Consider the following 22977-nt stretch of genomic DNA (forward strand, 5'->3'; position numbering starts at 1 on the left):
CGTTTCCGTCTCCGTCTGCCTTCCCCTTTCGACCAAAATTTTCTATTTCTGGTCATTTTGATGGTGGTGGGCACGATATTAGTACCGTCAGCGATCACCCTCGGTAGTTCGGGCCTTGACTAACCTTGCGGGCAATGTATTTGTCCACACGCTGCTAACTATTCGAGATTACCCATAACGTTATTTACACTACTACTTATGAAACTTCTACCCATAATTGGCTTTGCGGCCCTCCTGCCGCTTAGCTTCTCCCTTCAAGCTCAGGGCACACCCGTACCCGCTACGGACGATTCCGCCATGGAGGCGACCGATATGACCATCGAAGACCTTGCGGACGAGGCGATGATGAACGGTAAAAAAACCGGCTCCATGTTCGAATTCGGCGTCCGGCCCACGTACACCTTCCTCGCCGGAGACGTCGACGAAACCGGAAGCTTTGGCGTAGGTATCCACGCCCGCAAAGCCCTGGATCACATCTTCTCCGTTCGTTTGGACGCTCTATACGCAGCAACCAGCGGTGACAACGAAACCGGTGCCCTGGGAAACCGTCGCTTTGAGAACCGTTGGGCGAGTGGAACGGTCTTCGCCGTGGCTTCACTAAACAACCTCAAATACGAAGGTGGCATTCGTAAGACTAACTTTTACATCATGGCCGGTGCCGGAGCCAACACCTTCAAAACGGCTTTCCTAGCTGATGGCCAGGTCAATTTTGACGAGGACAACGCGCTCGAAAGCGAGCGGAATGGTAAAATAGAAAGGGAGACGGGCGGTCACTTTGCCGGTGGTGCCGGTGTTGCTCTCCGCGTTAGCCCCCGCTTTAACGTTGGGTTAGAGTACCAAGCACTCGTCCCCCTCGGCAAGCGTGCTGACCAGCTCGACGGCTACGCAATCGGTGAATACCGGGATATCCTCAACGCAGTCTCACTGAACCTTAACGTCAACATCGGTAATTCCGCTACCCAAATGGAGCCCCGTTACTGGGAGAATCCCTTCAATGGCGTGAAGAGAGACATTATGGACCTCGACGGGAAGGTGAGCGCCGCAACGAACGACGCTGACGGCGACGGCGTAGTCGATGCGATCGATCAGGAAGCTAATACCCCCATGGGCGCTTCCGTAGACACCAAGGGCCGCGTGCTCGACTCCGACGGTGACGGTGTTGCCGACTACAAGGACCTCGAGCCTTTCTTCCCCCCCCGCGAGGGTGAGGTTGTCGACGCGAATGGCGTAGTAACCGACCGAATCGATAAGCCAATTACGGAAGATCGTATCCAGTCCATGATCGACGCCTCGATCGCCCGCATGCAGGCCACGAATGGTCCATCGACCACGACGGTAGAAACCAATGCCGGTCAGATGTATCTACCGATCATTTACTTCCCCCTCAACCAGTCCACGGTCAAGTACGCTGATTACGGTACGCTTTCCAGCGTAGCGCGCGTCCTGCAGGGTAACCCGGGCATGCGCATCGTCGTCCGTGGTTACACCGACAAAGTGGGTACGCCGGAAGTCAACCAGCGCCTTTCCTACCGCCGCGCGGAAAGCGTAGTCAATCACCTCGTCAACCAGCACAACATTGACCGTAGTCGCTTGGTCCTGCAGTTCCGTGGGGAGAACGATCCGCTCGTTCCCGTCAACCAAACGGTCGTGAACCGCCGCGTCGAGTTCCTCACCGCTACCGGTGAAAACGAAGATGCCGCCCCCGCGGGCACTACCGGCGGCCGCGGTTACTAGGCCTCGGTACCAAACAGGTTATTTACGAAAAGCCCTTCGATCGTGCGATCGAAGGGCTTTTCTGTAACTCGGCAGGGGGTAGATAAAGGATTGGCGCGGTCGTAGAAGTGGGGCTTTCCGGAATGGAGCAGTGCTGATCGGGCCGACGGAGAAAAGGAATTGCCCGATCCGCTACTTAGCAAACCGGGCATTCTAAATTATTAATCGCTCTGAAATCAATTCAATACACCACCTAGACGCCGGGTAGCTGACATCCGTGGCCCCTGGGTGAAACAAAACGCATCTTTTTACGGATTATCTTTACGTTCCACCCCCTCAAGTATCCTCCCGCGTGATCAATTTCTTCTTCTGTGTGCTGCTGTGTTTGTCCGGCCTGGGGAGTAATCTGATATCCCCCGCTCCTCCTTCAAAACTGACTGCACCCGCGACCACGCACGTTACTGTTATCATCCCGCAGCCAGACCTGACGGGTTCCTGGGTGGGCAAACTCTACCAGAACGAAGGTGGCATTGCCCCGGATTTTGAGTTCTCGATGGACATCGTGCAGAACGGGATTTTCGTCCGCGGCACTTCCTTCGTCCGCCACGAAGGCATCTGGGCTGAAATTGCCTTTAGCGGATACCAAAAAGAGAACGGCTCGGTGCTGCTGACGGAAACTAAAATACTGCGCTCACAGAAACCTGAGGACCTCTCCTGGTGCATGAAGGAATACGAGCTGCGCGCGGCTTTCAACGACGCAGGGATGCTCCTTTCCGGCCCCTGGTGGGGAGATAGTATCTACGGTGCCTGCATTCCCGGCTCAGTTCGGCTAACGCGCAAGATCAAGACCGCTTAACTAGTACTACTTCGTCCAGACCCAGTCATCCGCCGAGCTCAATTCTTCGCTGTAGATATAATCGTTTACGACCAGCTCCTGCATCCCGGCCGGTGAAGTCATCCCCTCCAACGTGATCAGTTGCGCCAACCGACCACGTGCTTTTTTAGCGTTGAAGGCAATTACTTTGAGTTTTCCCTTCCTATCTTCCTTGAAGTGCGCGGTCAGCAGGCGGCCGGCCAACTTATCGGTATTGACACTTTTGAAGTACTCTTGGCTCGCCAGATTCAGCACGGTATCGTCACCTGTTTCCGTTAAGTCTTCGTTAAGTAAGTCAGTGATTTTGTCGCCCCAAAACTCGTAGAGGTTCTTACCCCTCAGGTTCTTTAAGCGCGTGCCCATTTCCAGCCGGTAGGCCTGCATCAGGTCGCTGGGGCGCAGGACGCCGTACAGGCCACTGAGGATACGAATTTGCCGATCGGCCAGTGTTTTCTGGCTTTCAGTAAACTCGTGGTACGCCAAATCTTGGTAAACATCCCCCCGAAACGCATGGCCCGCGGCGCTGGCGTTTTCACTCGTGAAGGGCTCACTGTAAGCCTGGAACCGTCCGTGGTTTAAGTCCGCCAACTTTTCACTGATCTTCATCAAATCCCGCAAGTTGTCCTTGCTGTGGCCGCGTAACTGACCGACGAGTTCCGCCGATTCCGCCAGTAGCCGGGGCTGCGTTGACGTACGGGCGGTAGGCTGCATATCCAGCGTCTTGGCCGGGGAAAGAAGAAGGAGCATTGGTCTTATATTTTCTTGCGTAAGCGCAGTAAGTAGCGGCGCTTGAGGTAATAGTTTTTGAGGCGGTCGACTTGCTCCGGAGTAGAGGTATCCGGATCGTACCCGTCCAGCAGATCCGTTACCTCCGCTTTGAGGCTGTGCTCCAACGTATCGACGAGGCCGGTAACTTTCTGGCGCACCAGCGGGTCGGCTTCAAACTCTAACTCCATCAACGCTTCGTTAACGTCCATGATTTCCATCAAGAAGTCCTGAGGTACGGTGTTGGTCCCCTCCGGCCCCAGTGCGCCGTGGACGTCCAAAAAATGCTTGAGGCGTAGGTCTTCGTCCTTGAGCGTTTTGTAACCCTGGTTGTTGAGCGTGCTTTTTTCCAGCACGTCATCCTGCACGGACTGATCACTAAGGGTATGAAAATCCGGGTGAAACTTCTTGCTGTTGCCGTAAAACGTTTGCTTCAAGGCACCCTGGTCGACGTTGGGAGAAAGCGGGAGGCCGAAAAACTCAAAATAATTAGCCACGTATTGCGGAGTTTGTGTAGAAAGAAATTGTATAAAGCATCACCCGCCACCCAGCAGACCCTTGAACCAGTACCAGAAATCAAGGCCGTTCGCGGTAATAATGAGCGCGAGTACCAGTACGAAACCTACCATGGTCGCTTTTTCCATAAATGCATCACTCGGCTTGTTGCCGGTAATAACTTCGTAGAGGAGGAACACCACGTGGCCACCGTCGAGGGCGGGGATGGGTAATAAGTTCATGATGGCCAGGATGAGCGATAGGGAGGCGGTCATTAGCCAAAAGCGCTCCCAAATCCAGGTGGTGCCAAACATGCCGGCAATGCTGCCGAAACCACCGATGCTCTCTTTAAAGGCGATGTCGCCCCGGAAAATAGCCCCGAAGGCATTCAACTGGTCACTCACGAACTGCGCGCCCCGCTGGAAACCAGCCGGGAAGGATTCAACGAACCCGTACTCGATCGTCTCGGTGTCGTAGAAATAATCGGCCGGGGCGGCCAGGACGCCGATCTTACCTTCCTCCGTCGTCGTGACGGATACTTGGCGCACGGTTTTATCGTCCTTAGTGGTTATTCCCAGTTCGATCGTCTCGCTATTCCGTCCCCGAACGGCTTCGGCGAACAGGTCGTAGTAGGGGGTGGGGACGCCATTTACACTAACGACGTTGTCAAAAGTAGCCAAGCCAGCTTTTTTGGCGGGGCTATCCTTGACGACTTCCGCAACCGTGAAGGGGATGCGCGCCGTAAAAATGCGCGCCCGTTTGTTCTCCCGTCTAGTCAGAATGTCCGCCCATTTTTTGTCGATCTCTATTTTTTGTTCCGCTCCGTCCCGGTTAACGGTGACGCTGCGCGCGTTATTGATGGCTACGTCTCGGAGCAGGATACGATCATTAAAGCGTTCGACTTTCTGGTCGCCGATGAAGAGGAGCTTGTCACCCGTCCGTAGGCCCATCTCTTGGCCCAGCGAATCCGCGTAGATGCCCGCCGTGACGTTTTCGTTGGGGAAGTACTGCTCACCCCACACGAAGAGCGTCATGGCGAAGAGCAGAAAACCAAGAATGAAGTTGACGGTCACGCCACCGAGCATGATGACCAAGCGCTGCCAGGCCGGCTTGCTGCGGAACTCCCAGGGTTGCGGCTCCTGTTCGAGCTGTTCTTTATCAAAACTCTCGTCGATCATGCCGCTGATCTTAACGTAGCCGCCGAGGGGGAGCCAGCCAATGCCGTACTCCGTTTCGCCGATCTTTTTCTTAAATAAACTGAAATAAGGGTCGAAAAACAGGTAGAACTTTTCCACCCGCGTGCCAAAGAGGCGCGCTGGCAAGAAGTGGCCGAATTCGTGGAGGACGATGAGGATCGACAGACTGAGAACGAGCTGGCCGATTTTTATGAGTAAATCCATGGGCTATTTTAGGCGGGGCACCGCTTGGGTAATCGCCCTAGGGTAACGACCGGGCAAATCGAAGGTTGTGTACCGGGTGCATTTCTCCGGTCGGCTATTTGTCTTGCTCCGCCGCTTTCTTTTTCGGAGATTCCACGAGGTAGAGGGCTTCTTCCGCCCGCGTGATGGCCACGTACCTAAGGTTCTCTTCTTGTTCCATCTCCCATTCTCGCTGCTGCTGACGGATGTAGGGCAGCTTGTCGTAGTCGAGAATAAATACGCGTTTTTCTTCGAGCCCCTTCGCGCGGTGAATGGTCGAAAGACGGACGGCGTCGGATTCCGCCGAGAGGTAGTCCTCGATTCGTTTGAGCAGCGCCTTAACGGTGCGGCAGCTTTTCTTCCACTGTTTGTACTTTTTCTGTAGAAAGTCGAGTCGCTTTTCCAGGTACTCCGTTTCCCCTTCGAGATATTTTTCCCGGGCATCCCCATTTTTGATGCGAGCACTCTCCTGCCGAATAACCCACATGTTGCGGGCGAAGACTTGTTCCTTCAGCACCCGGAAGGTCTTGAACCGGCGGGCGATAGCGGCCTGGCGCTCGTCGGGCTTGAAGAGCGTTTTTAGTTCACCCAGAAATTCTGCCGCCTCGTCCGCGGCTACTTTCACCTTCACGTCCCGGTCGATAAACTCAAAGGCCAGTAGCAACAGTGGCGCGCGGAGCCGACTAATAACTAAGTCGCCCGGTTTGGCTATCCGCATCAATCCGTCGGGGAGAATTTGTGCGACCTTGCCCTTTCTGCGTTTTGCGCCGGTGATGTCGGGTCGGATCTCCCGCGCCAAGCTGATCACGTCCTTGGGGCATCGGAAACAAGTGGTTAGCGGTAGCTCCGTCGCTTTGGTCATGCGCTTTACCCGGTCAAAACTCTCCGCGTCCGCGCCGGTAAACCCGTAAATCGACTGCCGGGGGTCACCGACCGCCAGGATGCGGCTTCCTTTTTGTCCGTACTTCGCCGCGATGGCAAACTGGGCCTTGCTGAGGTCCTGGCACTCATCGATGAAGATCCAGTCGTACTTGACGGCACTCTCCAGCTTCCAGATGAACGGGAGGTAAATCATGTCCGTAAAGTCGATCACGTGCCGTTCGGCGGCCATGGTGCTACCGGCCTCCAGCAGGATACGGTGCATCTCGTAGTAATGGGGCAACTCCCGCGAAAACGTTTCGCTGTCCTCCTCGGCCGCGGTGAAAATACCGTAGTGCCGGATGAGCTGTTCGAAACCCTTACGGCTGGGTCCGTTCAGGCACGAGCGGTGCTTCTGGCTAATGTCGAGCAGCCGCCGCTGAATCTTGAACGCTAGGTTCTTCGAGGCAAAAGCCTTCTTGCCGTTTGCTCCACCGCCGGCGTAGCCACTTAGTTCCGTGAGTTGTGCTTGATGAGGGGCCAGCTTCTCCTGCAGGGCATCACTCTTGTAAATGCTGACGTACTTGTTTTCCTTAATTTCGAGCCGGCGGGCAAACTCCGGGTGTTGCCGTAAGAGTTGTAGGCCGAGGGCATGGATCGTCTTTACGGAGACTGCCTGCATGTCCCGCTCCCCGAACTTACGCTTAATCTCGCGCGCGATACTGTTGTTGAAGGCGCAAAAAAGCACCCGGGCGGGGTTCGGAGCAAAGCTTGCGCACGCCATGATGGTCGTCGTCTTGCCCGCCCCGGCGACGGCGTCAATGATGCCGTGCCCCTCGCCCTCGCGGACGAACGTAAAGATCTCTTCTTGCTCGGGGGTAAATTTCACGGGGCGCTGCGGCTACTGCTGAGCGGAAAGATAAGTGGAATTGTTGGTAACGTAATATTGTAGGCATACAATGTTGTACTACCGCCTACCACCTAAAGTGCTACCGCCTAAGCACGCTTACCGCCTAAGCACGCTTACCGCCTTCGCTTGGACCGTCGCTTGTTGTTACTGTTCCCGTAGCTCGAGCGCTGCTTCTGCTGGTTGTTGTTCTGCGACTTGTTACGGTTTTTGTTCTTTTTCTTACGCTTCCGTAAGTTGATGTTTTGCTCGGGTTGGTTGGGCCCGGGGGTACCGATTTTTATTTCCGGCGCCAGTACTAGTTGCTGACCACTCATCTCGTGCAAATCCTTGCGGATCATGTCTTCGTTGACGAACTTGCCTTGGTCCCAGGTGTCAAGCGCGACCTTCATGTAGTAGGCCGCCGTGTAGGTAGCCGCGTCCTTTTCCGGCCCGTCTTCCAGCGTAACGGCTGCCTTGATAAGTGCCTGCACGTTTTGCCCGTAGTGGCGCATCCGGAACTGGCTCTGGTCGGGGTAGGGCAGGGGGTCGGGGTGTTTTGCTACCTCCTCCTCGATGATGGTGACGCCTTCGGGGATTTCAACGTTCAAATGTTCGCCGGCAATCGCAAAGGCGTGGCGCCACAAACGTTCGATGTAGTTCTCCTGCGTCTTGATTTCCGGTTGGATTTGCAGCATCAAGTCGACCACGCGTTCAACGTACCGTTGCCGTTCCGCATCGTCCTCGATGGCGTTTGCCTTCCGCAGTAAATCTTGTACGCCGCGGCCGTATTCGCTGTTGACGAGCTCGTCCTGCGTGGTGCTGTACGCGATATCCCATTCCATATTTGCTCAATTTTGCTGCGAGGCCCGGGTGAAGTGGGCGCGGTCGCGGGTGCAAGGTAAGGGGTAACACCCTCAATAGTGAGTTACCGCGCGCCGTAATCCACTACCCGGAGGGAATTATTCCACCGTTACCGATTTAGCCAGGTTTCTTGGCTGGTCCACGTTCCTGTTCAACTGCACGGCAATGTGGTAGCTGAGTAGCTGAAGGGGAATCACCGCAAGTAGCGGCGCGAAGGGCTCCTCCGTGGGGGGGATGTGAATGACGTGGTCGGCAATTTCCGCGATGGCGGTTTCTCCGTTGTTGACGACGGCGATGACTCGCCCTTTGCGCGCCAGCACTTCCTGCACGTTACTTACGATTTTTTCGTAAGCCGACTGGTTCGTCGCCGTGACGATGACCGGCATGTTTTCGTCGATCAGCGCGATCGGCCCGTGCTTCATCTCCGCGGCGGGGTAGCCTTCGGCGTGTACGTAGCTGATTTCCTTTAGTTTCAGGGCACCCTCCAACGCGACGGGGAAGTTATAGCCCCTCCCTAAGTACAGCGCATTATTGTGATCTTTGATTTCACTGGCGATGTACTTGATGTGCTCGCTTTGCTTCAGTACTTCTTCTACCTTTCCGGGGATCAACTCCAACTCACGCAGGAGCGTCCGGTAGTAAGTGTTGCTGATGGTAGATAAGCGATGGGCTAGGTTGAGGGCCATCAGGGTTAGTACCGTAACCTGGCCGGTGAAGGCCTTGGTGCTAGCTACGCCGATTTCCGGTCCGCAGTGAATGTAACTTCCGGCGTCCGTCAGCCTGGCGATACTCGAGCCTACGCTATTGACGATTCCGTAGATCAGCGCGCCCCGCTCCTTGGCGAGGTGTAGCGCCGCCATGGTATCGGCCGTCTCCCCACTCTGGCTGATGGCGATCACGATATCCCGCTCGGTTAAAATTGGGTTCCGGTAACGAAATTCGCTGGCGTATTCTACTTCCACGTTAATTCGAGCGAGTTCCTCGATTAAGTACTCTCCAATCAGGGCGGAGTGATAACTCGTGCCGCAGGCAACGATGATGATCCGGTCAGCCCGCACGAAGCGGTTGGCGTATTCGTCTACGCCCCGTAACCACACTTTACCATCTTTAGAGCTGATCCGGCCCCGCATCGCGTCCTTGATCGTCTTCGGCTGCTCGTAAATTTCCTTGAGCATGAAGTGGTCGAAGCCTTCCTTTTCCAGCGCCTCGATCTGCATGTCGAGCTCCTGAATGAAGGGCGGCATTTCCTCGTTATCCGTATTTTTTAGCTGTAGGCCGTGCTCCAGCGTGATGGTGGCGACTTGGTTGTCTTCCAGGTACACAACACGTTTGGTGCTGTCGAGGAAGGGGGAAGCATCGGAACCGATGAAGAATTCACCCTCGCCAATACCGACCACCAGGGGACTGGCTTTACGGGCGCCCACGAGAACGTTGGGGTCTTCCCGGTCGATGACCGCAATGGCGTAGGCACCTTCGACGCGGTTAAGGGCCAGTCGCACTGCGTGGGATAAGCGGAGGTTGCCTTCTTTCTGAATTTCTTCAATGAGGTGGACGAGCACCTCCGTGTCGGTATCACTGCTGAACGTATGCCCTTCCTTGATCAAGGCCGCTTTAAGGATGGCGTAGTTCTCAATAATACCGTTGTGGACCAGCGCGATCCGGCCGGTTTCACCGGTGTGGGGGTGGGCGTTACTGTCGTTCGGTGGCCCGTGCGTAGCCCAACGGGTGTGGCCGATGCCGAGGGTGCCGGACGTGTCCTTATCACTGATGAGTTTACGGAGGCCTTTTACCTTGCCCTGTTTCTTGTAAACGTTGAGGGTACCATTTAGAATGGCGATGCCCGCGCTGTCGTAGCCGCGGTATTCGAGCCGCTCGAGCCCTTTGATGATCAATTCATCTGCCTGCCGGGGGCCGATATAGCCAACGATTCCACACATAGGTTATACTGTATACTGGTGAGTTTCCGAGCGAATGCGGTACGGCAAGGCCCTGGAGTAGTTTGGCCTGGAACGAATCCACCGAAAATTTATTTTATAAGAGACTGATAAACTGTAATAATACGAAAATTACGCAAGAATTACTCAGTGATCTTGCCGCCCCGGGACTTATGCCGAATAAACAGGGCTTATTCAAGAAGGCCTCGCACCCGCGACCGCGCCAAATCACGGATCAACAAGTTTTACTGGCCTACGTTCGTAAAGATTACGTTCAGCACGGCGGGTGTAGTGTCGGCGCGCTCGCTGTGCAGAATGATTCGGGAAGGGTCATCCGTTTCGCGAGGAGAATTTTGCCCCCTAGGTGGCGCGGGGTTGACTCGCAGGTATATTTTAGGCTCGGAAAATCCGCCCCTGATCAAGCCCTGTAATTGCACGGTAAGCCCATTTCGGTAGAAAATGTCTTCACCGGCTATTTCCTGAAAACCTCCCAGGAAGTTTCTCGTGGGTAAATTTTGGTTCAGGTTTATGACACCCCGCCAGTCGAGTATCCGAACTAAATTACCCGAGTTATTGCGATAGTAAAGTACGAGTACCTGAGGTTCTGGAAATTCACCATAATCATAGCCAGCTACCGTCTTTTTGAAAAAAGTGGACTCCGCTCGGTTAATTAGGGCATTCTCTAGTGCTGCAAAGTTAGGAAAAGTAATTTCCGTCATTAAACTCGACGTCCCCCCAACCAAAAGGGTGCCGGTGTCGTCATTACCGTTCAGCAGCTCCTCGGCTAAGCTCCCCGTATAATCTCGTACGTAATGGGGGCGCCAACTGCGTAGCGGAGCCCGGTAAAAGGAGGCGTCATCGTTATCGTCCGGATCTTGATAGAAAAAGTAGAATCCGGATCGCTCAGACTGTCCGCTTCTTGGCAGCGGACGAATGGGGACGAAGCCATCTGCGTCATTTGTGGGCTCCAGGTAAACGCCCGCAAACACCGAACGAAATATCGTATCGTTGGCGAATGCTAACGAGTCGAGCGCGTTGATCTCATCCACAAAGGTCTGATTCATCTTTAGCCGCAGGTGGGGTAAAGTTGCCGCTCCGGGGGCGGGCCTGGTATAGATTGTATCGTAAACCAGGGTAGCTCGACTAGTAGCTGAGATGGCTGTTCCTTCCAGGAGGTTTTCTCCCGTCGCCGGCTTTGGATCACTGGTGTACTGATTTACGTCCCCGGACAGTGTGTTGGCCAAACGCAGCAGCCTTACCGAAAAATTATTAGTATCCGGCCCATAAAACCCCTGAAAAGTATCGATGGGTAAGATGAGCACGATAGAATCAATGAGTACGTCATCCGTCGTGACGAATTCCGGTAAGACGGCCTTCCGGGTAGTCGTGTTGATCTGTAAACTCGGGACCAACGAAACCCCGTAGGTCCATTCTCCGAAAATGGGGTCCTGTGAATGGCCCACCGTAAACCCGAAGAGGGTAGGACCACCATTAGCTCGGTAAACTAGCAAACTGTCGTCACGCACGACCCGCGTCGTGAACGGTAAATCCGCTAACTGACCCACTGCGGCGCGGTCTCCGTCCAGGATGTCACTGCCCACGGTGATGGGGTCGGTGCAGGTGGTGAAGACCACGAGGCAGAGGGGAAGGAAGAGGAGAAGGTGTTTCATTTGGCCGGAGGGGGTTTCTGGTCTAGGGTCTGTGGTCTGTAATCTTTGGTCGGACCGTAGACTCTAGATCACAGACCAATCACGTAGACCATTCTACTAGTAAATCCCCTCCCGAACGAACGAAAGGGGACTTACGCGCCGCAAAGATGGGGCTTATTTCACTAAGGTTGGTCGGCTGACCAAACCCGGGGCGATTTTACTCGACGACTTCCTCTTCGAGGAGCGTGTGGTAGAATTCAACGCTGGCGGCGGGGGCGTCTTCGCCCTGGATGTCCAACATCGGCAGTTCGCAATCTTCGAGGAGTTTTGCGTTGTGCTCGTTGAGTTCGGCGGTGCCCTTGATAACGGCATCGGCGTACTTGAGCGCGCCGGCGTGCAGGTCGGGCTTGTTGCCGTTCATGTACGGAGCGAGATCTTCCTCGGAAAGGGCGTTGATGCTGGATAACATAGCGAAGTCTTCGCTCAGGTGATCTTCAGCACCGTCCTGATAGAGGCTGTAGACGATTTTGCTTTCCTGAAACAAAGGCTCGGTCGAATAAGCCGTCCGCAGGTAGAAGGGGATCAGCGCGGTCATCCAACCGTGGCAGGCAATGATGTCGGGCGGCCAACCGAATTTCTTGACGGTCTCGATCACGCCCTTGCAGAAAAAGGCGGCGCGTTCGGCGTTGTCGTCGAAGTACTTACCGGCTTTGTCCTTGTGGACGAACTTGCGCTTGAAAAAATCTTCGTTGTCCAGGAAATACACCTGCATCCGCGTGCTTTTGTCCTGCAAGCTGGCGACCTTGATGATCAACGGGTAGTCATTATCATCGATGATGATGTTCATGCCGGAGAGGCGCACGACTTCGTGGAGGCGGTGGCGGCGTTCGTTGATCGTCCCGTAGCGGGGCATCAAAACGCGGATTTCCATTTGGTTTTTCTGGAGGTAGGGGGCGAGGCCCCGAACGGTGGTGGAAATGTCCTTCGCGATCGTGTAGGGTTCCATTTCCTGGGTGACTACTAGTACCTTTTTCTTACTCATATTATAGTCAGTATCTATCGTTTAGAAAACGCGGGCGCTCGCTGGGCCCGGGGTGTAATGGGGGTCGACAAAAGAAGTATTCGGAGATCGCAAACCGAACCTTGTCAAGGGCTTCTCCTGTCGCGGCAAAGTGCAAATTTACGAAATAATCCGCACACGGCCTATCTTCGCCGCCGCTTACCCCATTAGTTGGCGGAGTTTGCCAAATAATTAAAATGATAATGGTACGTTTCCGCGCTATTATTTGGTCAGGGCGTCGCGCCTGAGGTTGGTTTATTAAGCAAGGCTAGTCCCGGTCCCACCAAATTCAGGCTAACAATTGACCGCCCGCCCCGTAGAATCAGAACACGCATGAAGACATTCCGTACCGCCGCGTCGCTACGTACTTACTTGGATACAGTACCGGGCCTGATAGCCTTCGTACCGACCATGGGCGCGCTCCACGACGGGCACGTGGCGCTCATCCGGGCGGCCGGCACGACACACGATTTGATCGTTGCCAGCATTTTCGTCAACCCTACACAATTTAATCAAGCGACGGACTTAGTGGCTTACCCCCGAACTCCAAGGGAAGACGCACTACTGTTGGCGGCAAATGGCTGTGACGTGCTGTACCTACCCAGCGAGGAAGACGTGTATCCCGAGCATTATCGGGACCCCACTACCGGCCTGGATTTCGGACCGCTCGTAGAAGTCATGGAAGGCGCCGAACGGCCCGGCCACTTCGACGGGGTCGCGCAGGTGGTGTACCGCTTGCTCGACGTAGTCCGGCCGGTGACCCTGTTCCTCGGGCAGAAAGATTACCAGCAAGTAGGCATAGTGCGCTCGCTCGTGCGCCAAATGAAACTCGACGTAGCGATCAAAGTTATCCCGACCGTACGGGAGCAAGACGGCCTGGCCCTCAGCAGCCGTAACCGCCGCCTGAGTGAGGTAGAACGCAATGCCGCCGCCAGCATCAATCTCCACCTGAAGGCCATTGCATCCTGCGTCCGCGCCAACTGGGAACCCCGCGCCCTCGAAAAACGAGCGCTGCACGAATTAACGCGCCACCCGTTGCTCGCCCCGGAATACGTCAGCATCTTTGACGGCGACACGCTGCAGCCCTGGCGGGAAGGCCAGGCCGCCCGCGAGATCGTCGTGGCGACCGCCGTCCACTGCGGGCCCGTGCGGCTGATTGATAATTTCATTGTCCGGACAACATAAATTCAACCCTTAACGAATTAGTACGTTTCTTTGCGGGCGCTTACGGCGTCCCACCACCGGAATGGGGCAAGTTCGCCGCGTTCCAACTAAGTAGTCGATATATGCTCATTCAACGGTTTAAGGGAAAAATTCACCGGGCCACCATCACCGAGGCCGACCTGCATTACGTGGGCTCCATCACCATCGACGGGCTATTGCTCGACGCCTCCGGCATCATCGAAGGCGAAAAGGTACAGATTGTCAATAATAACAATGGCGAACGGATCGAAACTTACACGATCCGGGGCGAGGAAGGCTCGGGCATCATCTGCCTCAACGGAGCCGCCGCGCGCCGCTGCCAGGTGGGCGACGTGGTCATCATCATCGCCTACGGCTACATGACGGAGGAGGAGGCACTGGTTTTTGAACCTAAGTTGGTCTTTCCGCGGGAAGGGAATCAGTTGTAGAGTGAAGCATGGTGCACGTGGCAAAGTTTGCTGGGTCAAACTATGGTGGATTTTTTGGCCACAAAAACACAGAAGCACAAAATAAACTAAAGTAGCAAGCTCAGACCATACATCTTTTGTGCTTTTCTTTCTCTTTTTGTGCCTTTTGTGTTCCCCGTTTCCCCGATTTAGCTTTCCACTTTGCAGGCTTCACTATTCGTAGCGCAAAGACTCGATCGGGTCCAGCGCCGCCGCCCGCATCGCCGGGTAAATCCCCGCCAGCAGCCCGACGATCGTACAGGTAACGAACGCCATGCCGATCCAGACCCACGGCATGATGAAATTTCCGCCGGTGGCCACCGCGACCCCGTTGCCAGCCGCTACGCCGAGGATGATGCCCAGGACGCCACCAATCTGACAGATCACGATTGCCTCGATCAGAAACTGTAGGAGCACGTTGCGCCGCGTGGCGCCCAGTGCTTTTCTGACGCCGATCTCCCGCGTCCGTTCCGTGACGGATACTAACATAATGTTCATCAGCCCGATGGCCGCCCCGAGTAGGGTAATCAGGCCGATGCCCAGGGCCGCCGCGCGCAGGGTTACCGTGTTGTCTTTAATGATGCTAACGAGGTCGGAGCTGTTTTCTACCTCAAAATCGTTGTCCTCCCCGGCTCTGAGTCGGCGTACGCCGCGCATGGTTACGGTGGCCTCACCCATCGCCGCCTCTACTTTAGTCGGGTCGCTGATGGCAACGAGGATATCGTAACTCGTCTGGCTCGACCCGTAGTACCGCTTGCCGGTCTGGAGGGGGATGATGACGCGGCGATCCTGGCTGGTGTTCATCGAGCTGCCCCGGGGTTCGAGGGTTCCAACGACCAGTAGGCGCAGAGCCCCGAAAGAAATTTCTTTACCTACGGCACTTTCCGCGTTGCCGTCGAATAAATCATCGATCAAATCGGAGGCGATCACCGCGACGTTGCCACCTTCCGTCGCTTCCTTGTTGGTAATGTTGCGGCCGGCACTGATCTCGTAGCCCTTCGTGGTTAGGTAGTTGGACGTTGCGCAGTAGACGGATACGTTCGGGTTCGTCTCCAGTTCGGCGTACTTGACGACCGTAGCACCGGTGGTGCGGGTGCTGATGCTGACGTCGGCGGGGTAATTGTAGCGGTCGGCGAATTCGATGGCCTGGTCGAAGGTGAAGGGATCGGACTGCTTCCGCTGCCCCCGCCGCCCGTTGCCCCGCACCTCGGTGCTGAGGCGGTTGATCTCGATCGTGTTGGCCCCCACGCTGGACAGGTTGGAAGACAGCGAATAAATGGCCGCGTCGATGGCCGTCAGAATACCGACGAGGGCCATAATACCTACGGCAATGATGAGCGTGGTCAGTAATGCCCGTAATAAATTAGCGTTCACGCTGCGCAGGGCGACGCGGATGTTCTCCATAAAATCCATGTGGGTAAATGTACGGTAGGCCGGGGTTTAGTGCGTGGGGTATTCGACGAATGACGGCTACCGGGTGCCGAGCGTTGGGTTGTACAAGTTGTAGGGCTAACCGGTAGTCTCCGTAACCCGGTAGCCGGCGTTACCTTCGCGCCCCATGTCCCTAAAAAAACTCGGCGGCGAGACGATCATCTACGGCCTGGCGAATATTTTGCCCCGGCTGCTCACGTTCGTGCTGGTGACGCCCTTCCTGACCCGGGCGATGGTGAGTGAAGATTACGGCGTCGTCGGCGTGCTGTTCATGTACATCGGGTTGTTGACGGCGCTACTTGTTTTTCGGATGGATACGGTCGTGTTTCGCTTCGCGAGCCGGGCGGAGCACGACGCGCGCGCCGTGTTCGTGCGGGCGCAGACTTTCGTGGTCGCGGTGGTAATCGTGGTCGTCGGGCTCGGGCTATTGTTGTCGAACCAGGTGGCGGACTGGATTCATTATCCGGACCGGCCCAGCTACGTAGTGGTATTCCTGTTGGCGGTCGCGTTCGATTGCCTGAGCGCCGTTCCCCTGGCCCGGTTGCGGTTGGAGCGCCGGGCGTGGCTGTTCGTCGCGGTGAACCTGGGGGCGACATTGCTCAGCTTGGCTTTACTCTACCTACTGCTTGACTTCTGGCCGGACTGGGGAACCTTACTTGGCCTGGTGTACGATCCTAACTACCAAGTTACCTACTACCTCGCTACGATCGCCATCCCCGCCGCCCTGCGGTACTTGGTGCTTCTGCTGGATGGTTTGTACCGCTACCGCCTGCGACCCGCAAAACGGTTGGGTAATGAATTACTGGCGAAGGACAACGCAGGACATGCGCCGGTCTTACGGCGGATGCTGATTTACAGCGCGCCGTTGACGCTGGTGGGCGTGGCCGGAATTTTTAATGCTCTTTCCGGGCCCTACATCATCCAGGAATTTATGGGCGGCACAACCACGGAGAACCTCTACTGGTCCGGTCAATTCTCGGCCGCACTGAAACTCGCGGTAATTCTAAATCTGTTCGTGACCGCCTTCAACTACGCCGCCGAGCCGTTCTTTTTCCGGCAGGCGGGGAACGACCTGGATAAGGCGGACAAACAGATTTTCGCGGACGCCACCCGGGCTTACGCGCTGGTTGGGGTACTGGCCTGCGCGGGCATCATGATCTTTTTGCCCTGGCTCAAGGTGTTCATCGGTGATGACCTGCAGGAGGGCCTGGTCGTCCTGCCCTTCCTGCTGGCGGGTAATTTCTGTTTCGGGCTTTACAGCAACTTTTCCATCGCATACAAGCTGACCGACAAGACTTACCTCGGCGGGGCCATCGCGCTGGCGGGGAGTTTGGTGTGCGCTGGGGTCGGCATTTTCTTCATCGGTGCGTACGGCATCATTGCGCCGGCCGCGGCGATGTTCGCCTGTTATTTGCTGATGTGCGCGCTGGCGTGGGGGGTTACGTGGCGGTATTTTCCGGTTGCTTACCCCATCGGGCGCATTGTGGTGTACGTCATGGTGAGTTGCGCGGTGGTGTACGGGGCGCTGTCGCAGGTGCAGGGTTTTGTGGGACGGATAGCCGTGTTTTTGGGGCTGCTCGCGATTCTCGGCTGGCTGGAAAAAAATTGGTTACGGTCGGTCCTCCGGCGCAAACAGCCGACTAACCCCGCTCAATAATCCGTTTCTTTGCACCCCCGATAGCTATCGGGGCTGCGCCCAATTCAGCACTGCCGAATCTTTAAGGTCAAAACGCCCATTTATGAACCGCATCCTTACCCTCGTCCTTGGTGTACTCACGCTCCTGCTGGCCGCCTGTAACCCACCCCTGGGCAAAAAGAATCTGCTCGTCATCGGCGATAGCAACGGTGTCGGGGAAGGTTGGGTCGCTCAGCTTCAGCAACTCCGCGGCGGCGGCGGCCTGTACAACACCTCGCTGAGTGGGAACACGATTGGTTTTAACTACGGCGGCGATCTTTCGATGAACACGCTCGAAAACCTGACTTCGTACCTCCGCAACGGTTACGCCGAGCTCGGCAGCATCGACGAAATTCTCATCGGCCTCGGCACCAACGACTGCAAAGTCGAATTCACGGACCGGCACGGTGAAATAGGCACCAATCTCGAAACCCTCCTCGACCGTACCGCCACGTTTTTCACCGAGCGCGGCCAAGAAATCCCCCGCATCGTCATCCTCGCCCCCGCCCCCCTCGACGATACCGACGTGAGCCCCAACTTCGCCGGTGCCACCGCCTGCACCAAAAGAATCACCGAAACTTACCGCCAAATCGCCACCGACCGTGGCCACTGTTTTGTCGACCTACAAACCAACCCCGGCCCCGCCGCGCTGGAACACTCCGACGACGGCGTTCACTTCCGAAAGAACAAAAAAGGCTACGTGATGATTGCCGAAGCTGTCCTAGAATCCTGTTACTAGTTTACCAGGCGGTAGGAAGAATTAGGCGGTAGGAAGAGTAGGCGGTAGGCAAGTAGGCGATAGAACATCCCCGAAAGTATAGAATTCGTATATACCGCCTACCGCCTACCGCCTACCCGCCTACCGCCTACCCGCCTACCGCCTACCCGCCTACAGCCTACCGCCTACCGCCTACCGCCTACCGCCTACCGCCTACCGCCTACCGCCTACCGCCTACACGCCTACACGCCTACAGCCTACAGCCTACCCGCCTACAGCCCCCAGACCAAAGACCAAAAATGCGCACCCTACTAACCTCCGCCCTCCCCTACGCCAACGGCCCCCTCCACCTAGGCCACCTAGCCGGCGCCTACCTCCCCGCGGATATCTACGCCCGCTACCTCCGCCTGCGCGGCCGGGAAGTGCTCTGGGTGTGTGGCTCGGACGAGCACGGCGCTGCCATCACTTTGCGGGCGAAGAAGGAAGGCATCGAGCCGCAAGCGATCGTCGACAAATACCACCACCTTAATAAGGGCAGCTTCGACGCTCTCGGCATCAGTTTTGATTACTACCACCGCACGAGCGACCCACTGCACCACGAAACGAGTCAGGAATTCTTTAAAAAACTCCTCGAACGTGGCGACCAGTTCGAAGTAAAAACCACGCAACAGTACTACGACCCCCAAATTGACCAGTTTCTCGCCGACCGCTACATCAAGGGCGAATGCCCCAATTGTGGTAACCCGGAAGCCTTCGGCGACCAGTGCGAAGTGTGCGGGCGCGATCTGAGCCCCACGGAGTTGATTAACCCCGTTTCCGTCGTCACGGGCACCAAGCCAGAACTACGCGAAACGAAGCACTGGTTCTTCCGCCTCGACGAGCACGAGGCGTGGTTAAAGACTTGGATACAGGAGGGTAAGCTCGACGGCGTTCAGCTCCACGACCCGAAAGACTGGAAGAAGCACGTTATCGGTCAGTGTATGAGTTGGCTGAACCAGGGCTTACAGGCGCGCTCCATCACGCGGGATCTCGACTGGGGCATCCAAGTACCCGTCGAGGGGGCGGAAGGGAAGGTGCTTTACGTGTGGTTCGACGCACCGATCGGTTACATTTCCGCCACGAAACAGTGGGCAAAAGAAACCGGCGGCGACTGGGAAAAATGGTGGAAAGCCGACGACTCCCGCCTCGTGCACTTCATTGGTAAGGACAACATCGTTTTTCACTGCATCGTCTTCCCGGCCATGCTGAAGGCCCACGGCGACTTTAACCTGCCCGAAAACGTACCGGCCAACCAGTTCCTCAACTTCGAGGGAGATAAATTCTCTAAGTCGCGGGGGTGGGGGATCGAGTTGCAGGAATACGTCGACGAGTTCAAAGATTTCCCCAACGCCGCCGACGCGCTTCGCTGGGCGCTGATCCGTAATCTTCCGGAGCAGCAAGACGCGGATTTTACGTGGGATGGCTTTACGGAGTACCACGATAAGGACCTGGCCGACAAGCTGGGCAATTTCGTCAACCGCGTTACCGTGCTGACGCACAAGTATTTTGACGGAAAAGTCCCGGAAGTAACGTCTACTAACGAGGACGTGACCAGCGTTAACGATCAGCTATTCGCTAGCCTCAACAGCATTGGTGACGACATCGAAGGGTACCGCTTTAAGGACGCCGCGACCGCTTTCGTCGAGTTGGCTACTTATGGGAACACCTACCTCCAGGACGCCGCCCCCTGGTCACTCTTCAAGGCGGACCCTGCGGACCCCGCCATCGCAACGACAATGTTTAACTCCATTCAGATCGCCGCCGCGCTTTCATTGGCCGCCGCACCGTTCATCCCGGAGGCCGCCGCAAAACTGCGCGAAATAATCTACCAAACTCCGGCCGAGGATAACGCCTGGAAGCTAGCCATCCAGCGACTGAGCCAGGGCAAGTCATTACGGGAAGCGGGTGCCGTCATTGGCCACGCCGGCGTATTATTTCCCAAAATCATCGACCGGAAAGACGATAGCCGCAACGCCATCATCCAAAAACAGCGCGATAAGATGCAGGCTGCTTTGGAAGCCAAAAATGAATTAGAAGCCCAAGCCAATGCATCCGACGTAGCGCGGGAACCGGCAAAGGCCGAAGTATCCTTCGATGATTTTACGAAACTCGACCTGCGGACGGCCACCGTACTGACGGCCGAAAAAGTCAAGAAGTCAAGCAAATTACTCCACCTCACCATCGACCTGGGCAGCGAAGAGCGTTCCGTCGTGTCCGGCATCGCGAAGCACTTCTCACCGGAAGAAGTGATCGGTAAGCGAGTCGTGACGGTCACGAACCTCGCCCCCCGTAAAATGGCCGGCGTACTGAGTGAAGCGATGATCCTGATGGCGGAAGACGCGGAGGGTAAACTGGTGTTCGTCAGCCCGCCGGCTGATTTTGGAAACGGTTGGACGGTCAGATAATGAGAACATCAATCTTCACGGAACGTACGGGGGTAGGGAGTGCCGCGCGGTTGCTAACCGGCGTTGCGCTAATCGGGCTAGCTCACTGGTTGGACCGGCGGTCCATCACGCCAGTACGCATCGGCGATCTGCGGAACCCGGGAGCGGGATCTAATAATCCCTTCGACTGGTTGGCGTACAAAGACGTCGACCTGCGGGCCGCGCGGCTTGCGGATGTCGGCCTCTACGGTGGCCCGGCCTTGCCCCTCCTGGCGGCCCTGCACCCGCGTCAGCGCCCAAATCGCTCCCACATCTTTTTACTTTGGGCCGAAGCCATGATCCTGAACTTCGGGGCTACCTCCGTTATCAAAAATAGTGCGAACCGGCCACGCCCCTATGTTTTTAACGACAACTTTCCAGAGGACACCCAGCTATCCCGGAACGATCGTGCCGCCTTTCTTTCCGGTCACGCATCTCACGCCACCCTCGGGGTCGTACTTTTTGCCAGACTAGTCGGGGAAGGTACCGAGGCGAAAATTCTCGAGGTAGCCGCCTGGGTGCTGACGGGGTTCATGGCGGGCTACACGGGCTACCTGCGCGTAAAAGCGGCGAAACACTGGCCAACGGACGCGATTGCCGGCTGCTTACTCGGCTATTTTATCGCGAGCCGTATTTATAACATTCACGAACCGGTCTTGTCCCGGTCTCGGCAAATATTAGGCGTCAGTGACAGTGATGCAGCGATCAGGATAATTGACGGGGAGAGCGGAAAAGTTGCGCTCCAAGCGGGATAGCGCTGTAGAAGCTTTTAACGCTCTTAGCGGTGTCTTAATCCGTCGTAATTGCTGCTACTCCGCAGCTTATTCCACTATCTGTTCCAGATTACGACGATCACGGAGTCCCGGCGCAGCGCGGAAGCAAAATAGCGGGACAACTGCTGCCGCTCGCGTTCCATCACCGCCGGTTCCGGGGTTTTGCCGGGTCGAACGATGTCCAGCACCGCCAGGGGTAATTCTCCGAACGGCAGTGAGTCATTACTCACCCGGGCCTTGCTCAACGCAATAGTTTGTACGGTAGGGAATGCAATTTTGACTTGTTGTTCCATGCGCGCGAAGGCGGTGGAATCCGTGAATTCGTCGGGCAACTCGGCGGCTTTCGTTACTTCCCGGGTGAGTGCTTGCTGCCGAAATTCCAGGTCAGCCAGCCGTTGTTCGTAACTCACGATGGCCTGCCTGCTTTGCAAATTGGCTCTGGTGAAAGCGGTATCCGTCACGATCCTCGCGTTTTCCAGGTTGTAGGGCGGGGCACGGAGGATTTCCGTGTAGTAGTTTATGCTGTCCGAACTCATCATCCGATCCTTGATGGGGTAGATGAGGAGCGGGTGTTTTTGCTCGTCTCTTTCCAGGTTGTAAGTGGATGCGCTGCTGGGGAAATACCGTTCGGTAAACTCCCGCGCGGCTACTTCCTCTTTCTGCCGCTTCAGCACGTCCCGCAGAATGTACACACTGGGTAGGATCATCAAAATGCTGATCGCCAGGACGATAAATAAACTGCGGCGAGCCTCCGCCTTGTTCAGGTACTTGCGGTAGGGAAACCGCAGTAGCCGAATGATGATGTACGCGGTTACCGCGATGAAAAAGGAGTTGATAAAGAACAAGTAAAACGACCGCCAGAAGACGAGAAAACCCAATTCGGGGTCACTCCACGCCAGGGCAATGCCGTAGCCGGAAACACACAGTGGCGGCATCAGGGCCGTTGCGATGGCTACGCCCGGGATGGCGTTCGTTTTGTCCTCGCGCGTGACGGAAATGATGCCCGCCAGCCCGCCAAAAACGGCTACGAGCGCGTCCAGGATGGTGGGTTCGGTCCGCCCCTGCATCTCCGGAGTGAAATTGTGGATGGGGGTCAGTACGAAGTAGAGCGTGCTGGCGGTCAGGGCAATAACCATGGAAATGCCGAAGTTCTTCAACGCCTGCCAGAGCATGGGCCAGTCGTTCGTCCCCACGGCCAGTCCGATACCGAGAATCGGGTTCATCAACGGCGAGATCAGCATCGCGCCGATGATGACCGCCCCGGAGTTAAGGTTCAGCCCCAGGCTCGCAATCAAAATCGAGCAGACGAGCATCCAGGCATTGGAGCCACGCATCTGCTTGCCGTTCACGATGGACGCTACCGCGCCGGCCCGGTCACTACCGATCCGTAGGTTGAGAAAGTCATCGAACCAGGCCTTAAAGTTCTCGCCGGGGGTGGCTTCTTTAAGTTCTGGGTCGCTTTGGGGAAGGGTGTCGTCTTTTATCGCCATGGTTAGCCGCGCTCGTTTCCATTGGCGCACAGCTTTCTAAACCGAAACTTCGGGCGAATGATCGTTGGGGTATGGTAACAATTCGGGCGCGGCTGATCCGTCGCAAGCCGTATCCTCCCCGCCCGTTACTGGTGTTGCCCAAGGCCTCGTTCCTCAGCCCTCTAGACTTGGAAATAGATTTAATTTTTCGGACGTAGTGTTTTAGCGGCCCGCCGGTACGTCCGCGTTACGTCTTCGGGTTTGTTTTCCTCGCCGCGGGGCGG

18 protein-coding genes are annotated in these 22977 nt (G+C 56.2%); 8 read left to right on the top strand and 10 right to left on the bottom strand.

Annotated features, from left to right (window positions below; translation table 11 throughout):
- Nucleotides 1–198 precede the first annotated feature (198 nt).
- Both GGR27_RS08320 and GGR27_RS08325 read left to right on the top strand, forming a co-directional pair.
- The gene (locus GGR27_RS08320) at nucleotides 199–1734 is read left to right on the top strand and encodes an OmpA family protein (protein WP_168036956.1); all 1536 of its coding nucleotides are present in this window, start codon (nucleotides 199–201) and stop codon (nucleotides 1732–1734) included.
- A gap of 331 nt (nucleotides 1735–2065) precedes the next feature.
- Nucleotides 2066–2569, top strand: coding sequence for a hypothetical protein (locus GGR27_RS08325; RefSeq protein WP_168036957.1), 504 nt, complete (start codon nucleotides 2066–2068; stop codon nucleotides 2567–2569).
- 6 nt (nucleotides 2570–2575) lie between these two features.
- Here the strand turns inward: GGR27_RS08325 and yaaA are convergent, their stop codons facing one another.
- The 8 genes from yaaA to GGR27_RS08365 all read right to left on the bottom strand — a co-directional run bounded on the left by yaaA (nucleotide 2576) and on the right by GGR27_RS08365 (nucleotide 12498).
- Nucleotides 2576–3334, bottom strand: a complete 759-nt coding sequence (gene yaaA / locus GGR27_RS08330; protein ID WP_168036958.1) for a peroxide stress protein YaaA — start codon at nucleotides 3332–3334, stop codon at nucleotides 2576–2578.
- Nucleotides 3335–3339: 5 nt separating this feature from the next.
- Nucleotides 3340–3849, bottom strand: a complete 510-nt coding sequence (locus GGR27_RS20420) for an iron-sulfur cluster co-chaperone HscB C-terminal domain-containing protein (protein ID WP_168036959.1) — start codon at nucleotides 3847–3849, stop codon at nucleotides 3340–3342.
- Nucleotides 3850–3888: 39 nt separating this feature from the next.
- Nucleotides 3889–5247 (bottom strand): RIP metalloprotease RseP, encoded by a 1359-nt coding sequence (gene rseP / locus GGR27_RS08340; protein WP_168036960.1) that lies wholly within the window; start codon nucleotides 5245–5247, stop codon nucleotides 3889–3891.
- A 94-nt stretch (nucleotides 5248–5341) separates the two neighbouring features.
- Complete coding sequence (locus GGR27_RS20425; protein ID WP_168036961.1) at nucleotides 5342–7012, bottom strand: UvrD-helicase domain-containing protein; 1671 nt, start codon at nucleotides 7010–7012, stop codon at nucleotides 5342–5344.
- 134 nt (nucleotides 7013–7146) lie between these two features.
- Complete coding sequence (locus tag GGR27_RS08350; RefSeq protein WP_168036962.1) at nucleotides 7147–7854, bottom strand: DUF4290 domain-containing protein; 708 nt, start codon at nucleotides 7852–7854, stop codon at nucleotides 7147–7149.
- Between the two features lie 117 nt (nucleotides 7855–7971).
- Nucleotides 7972–9810, bottom strand: a complete 1839-nt coding sequence (gene glmS / locus GGR27_RS08355) for a glutamine--fructose-6-phosphate transaminase (isomerizing) (protein ID WP_168036963.1) — start codon at nucleotides 9808–9810, stop codon at nucleotides 7972–7974.
- A 242-nt stretch (nucleotides 9811–10052) separates the two neighbouring features.
- Complete coding sequence (locus tag GGR27_RS08360; RefSeq protein WP_168036964.1) at nucleotides 10053–11477, bottom strand: DUF4270 family protein; 1425 nt, start codon at nucleotides 11475–11477, stop codon at nucleotides 10053–10055.
- A gap of 196 nt (nucleotides 11478–11673) precedes the next feature.
- The gene (locus GGR27_RS08365; RefSeq protein ID WP_168036965.1) at nucleotides 11674–12498 is read right to left on the bottom strand and encodes a glycogen/starch synthase; all 825 of its coding nucleotides are present in this window, start codon (nucleotides 12496–12498) and stop codon (nucleotides 11674–11676) included.
- Between the two features lie 351 nt (nucleotides 12499–12849).
- Here GGR27_RS08365 and panC point away from each other — a divergent pair, with 351 nt between their 5' ends.
- A complete protein-coding gene (gene panC, locus GGR27_RS08370; RefSeq protein WP_168036966.1) occupies nucleotides 12850–13701 on the top strand; it encodes a pantoate--beta-alanine ligase in 852 nt (283 codons plus the stop codon).
- A gap of 101 nt (nucleotides 13702–13802) precedes the next feature.
- A complete protein-coding gene (gene panD / locus GGR27_RS08375) occupies nucleotides 13803–14147 on the top strand; it encodes an aspartate 1-decarboxylase (RefSeq protein ID WP_168036967.1) in 345 nt (114 codons plus the stop codon).
- Between the two features lie 192 nt (nucleotides 14148–14339).
- On the opposite strand, the gene GGR27_RS08380 is transcribed toward panD, so the two are convergent.
- The gene (locus tag GGR27_RS08380; protein ID WP_168036968.1) at nucleotides 14340–15578 is read right to left on the bottom strand and encodes an ABC transporter permease; all 1239 of its coding nucleotides are present in this window, start codon (nucleotides 15576–15578) and stop codon (nucleotides 14340–14342) included.
- Between the two features lie 145 nt (nucleotides 15579–15723).
- Between GGR27_RS08380 and GGR27_RS08385 the strand changes: the two genes are divergently transcribed.
- From GGR27_RS08385 to GGR27_RS08400, 4 genes are all read left to right on the top strand, one after another.
- Nucleotides 15724–17253 (top strand): lipopolysaccharide biosynthesis protein, encoded by a 1530-nt coding sequence (locus GGR27_RS08385; protein WP_168036969.1) that lies wholly within the window; start codon nucleotides 15724–15726, stop codon nucleotides 17251–17253.
- Nucleotides 17254–17335: 82 nt separating this feature from the next.
- A complete protein-coding gene (locus GGR27_RS08390) occupies nucleotides 17336–18010 on the top strand; it encodes an SGNH/GDSL hydrolase family protein (protein ID WP_168036970.1) in 675 nt (224 codons plus the stop codon).
- Between the two features lie 278 nt (nucleotides 18011–18288).
- Nucleotides 18289–20433, top strand: coding sequence for a methionine--tRNA ligase (gene metG, locus GGR27_RS08395; RefSeq protein ID WP_168036971.1), 2145 nt, complete (start codon nucleotides 18289–18291; stop codon nucleotides 20431–20433).
- Nucleotides 20433–21206 carry a phosphatase PAP2 family protein gene (locus GGR27_RS08400; RefSeq protein ID WP_168036972.1) on the top strand — a complete coding sequence of 258 codons (774 nt, stop codon included), beginning with the start codon at nucleotides 20433–20435 and terminating at the stop codon, nucleotides 21204–21206. The genes metG and GGR27_RS08400 overlap by 1 nt, the downstream gene beginning before the upstream one ends.
- A 74-nt stretch (nucleotides 21207–21280) precedes the next feature.
- Here GGR27_RS08400 and GGR27_RS08405 read toward each other — a convergent pair whose 3' ends face one another.
- A complete protein-coding gene (locus tag GGR27_RS08405) occupies nucleotides 21281–22714 on the bottom strand; it encodes a DUF389 domain-containing protein (RefSeq protein WP_168036973.1) in 1434 nt (477 codons plus the stop codon).
- Nucleotides 22715–22977 lie beyond the last annotated feature (263 nt).

It is taken from the genome of Neolewinella antarctica, assembly GCF_011927835.1.
GTDB lineage: Bacteria > Bacteroidota > Bacteroidia > Chitinophagales > Saprospiraceae > Neolewinella > Neolewinella antarctica.

Excerpts from the sequence above, each read along its gene's own strand:
- GGR27_RS08320 (WP_168036956.1), top strand. The coding sequence starts at position 199 with ATGAAACTTCTACCCATAATTGGCTTTGCGGCCCTCCTGCCGCTTAGC.
- yaaA (WP_168036958.1), bottom strand. The coding sequence starts at position 3,334 with ATGCTCCTTCTTCTTTCCCCGGCCAAGACGCTGGATATGCAGCCTACC.
- rseP (WP_168036960.1), bottom strand. The coding sequence starts at position 5,247 with ATGGATTTACTCATAAAAATCGGCCAGCTCGTTCTCAGTCTGTCGATC.
- GGR27_RS08350 (WP_168036962.1), bottom strand. The coding sequence starts at position 7,854 with ATGGAATGGGATATCGCGTACAGCACCACGCAGGACGAGCTCGTCAAC.
- glmS (WP_168036963.1), bottom strand. The coding sequence starts at position 9,810 with ATGTGTGGAATCGTTGGCTATATCGGCCCCCGGCAGGCAGATGAATTG.
- GGR27_RS08360 (WP_168036964.1), bottom strand. The coding sequence starts at position 11,477 with ATGAAACACCTTCTCCTCTTCCTTCCCCTCTGCCTCGTGGTCTTCACC.
- GGR27_RS08365 (WP_168036965.1), bottom strand. The coding sequence starts at position 12,498 with ATGAGTAAGAAAAAGGTACTAGTAGTCACCCAGGAAATGGAACCCTAC.
- panC (WP_168036966.1), top strand. The coding sequence starts at position 12,850 with ATGAAGACATTCCGTACCGCCGCGTCGCTACGTACTTACTTGGATACA.
- panD (WP_168036967.1), top strand. The coding sequence starts at position 13,803 with ATGCTCATTCAACGGTTTAAGGGAAAAATTCACCGGGCCACCATCACC.
- GGR27_RS08380 (WP_168036968.1), bottom strand. The coding sequence starts at position 15,578 with ATGGATTTTATGGAGAACATCCGCGTCGCCCTGCGCAGCGTGAACGCT.
- GGR27_RS08385 (WP_168036969.1), top strand. The coding sequence starts at position 15,724 with ATGTCCCTAAAAAAACTCGGCGGCGAGACGATCATCTACGGCCTGGCG.
- GGR27_RS08390 (WP_168036970.1), top strand. The coding sequence starts at position 17,336 with ATGAACCGCATCCTTACCCTCGTCCTTGGTGTACTCACGCTCCTGCTG.
- metG (WP_168036971.1), top strand. The coding sequence starts at position 18,289 with ATGCGCACCCTACTAACCTCCGCCCTCCCCTACGCCAACGGCCCCCTC.
- GGR27_RS08400 (WP_168036972.1), top strand. The coding sequence starts at position 20,433 with ATGAGAACATCAATCTTCACGGAACGTACGGGGGTAGGGAGTGCCGCG.
- GGR27_RS08405 (WP_168036973.1), bottom strand. The coding sequence starts at position 22,714 with ATGGCGATAAAAGACGACACCCTTCCCCAAAGCGACCCAGAACTTAAA.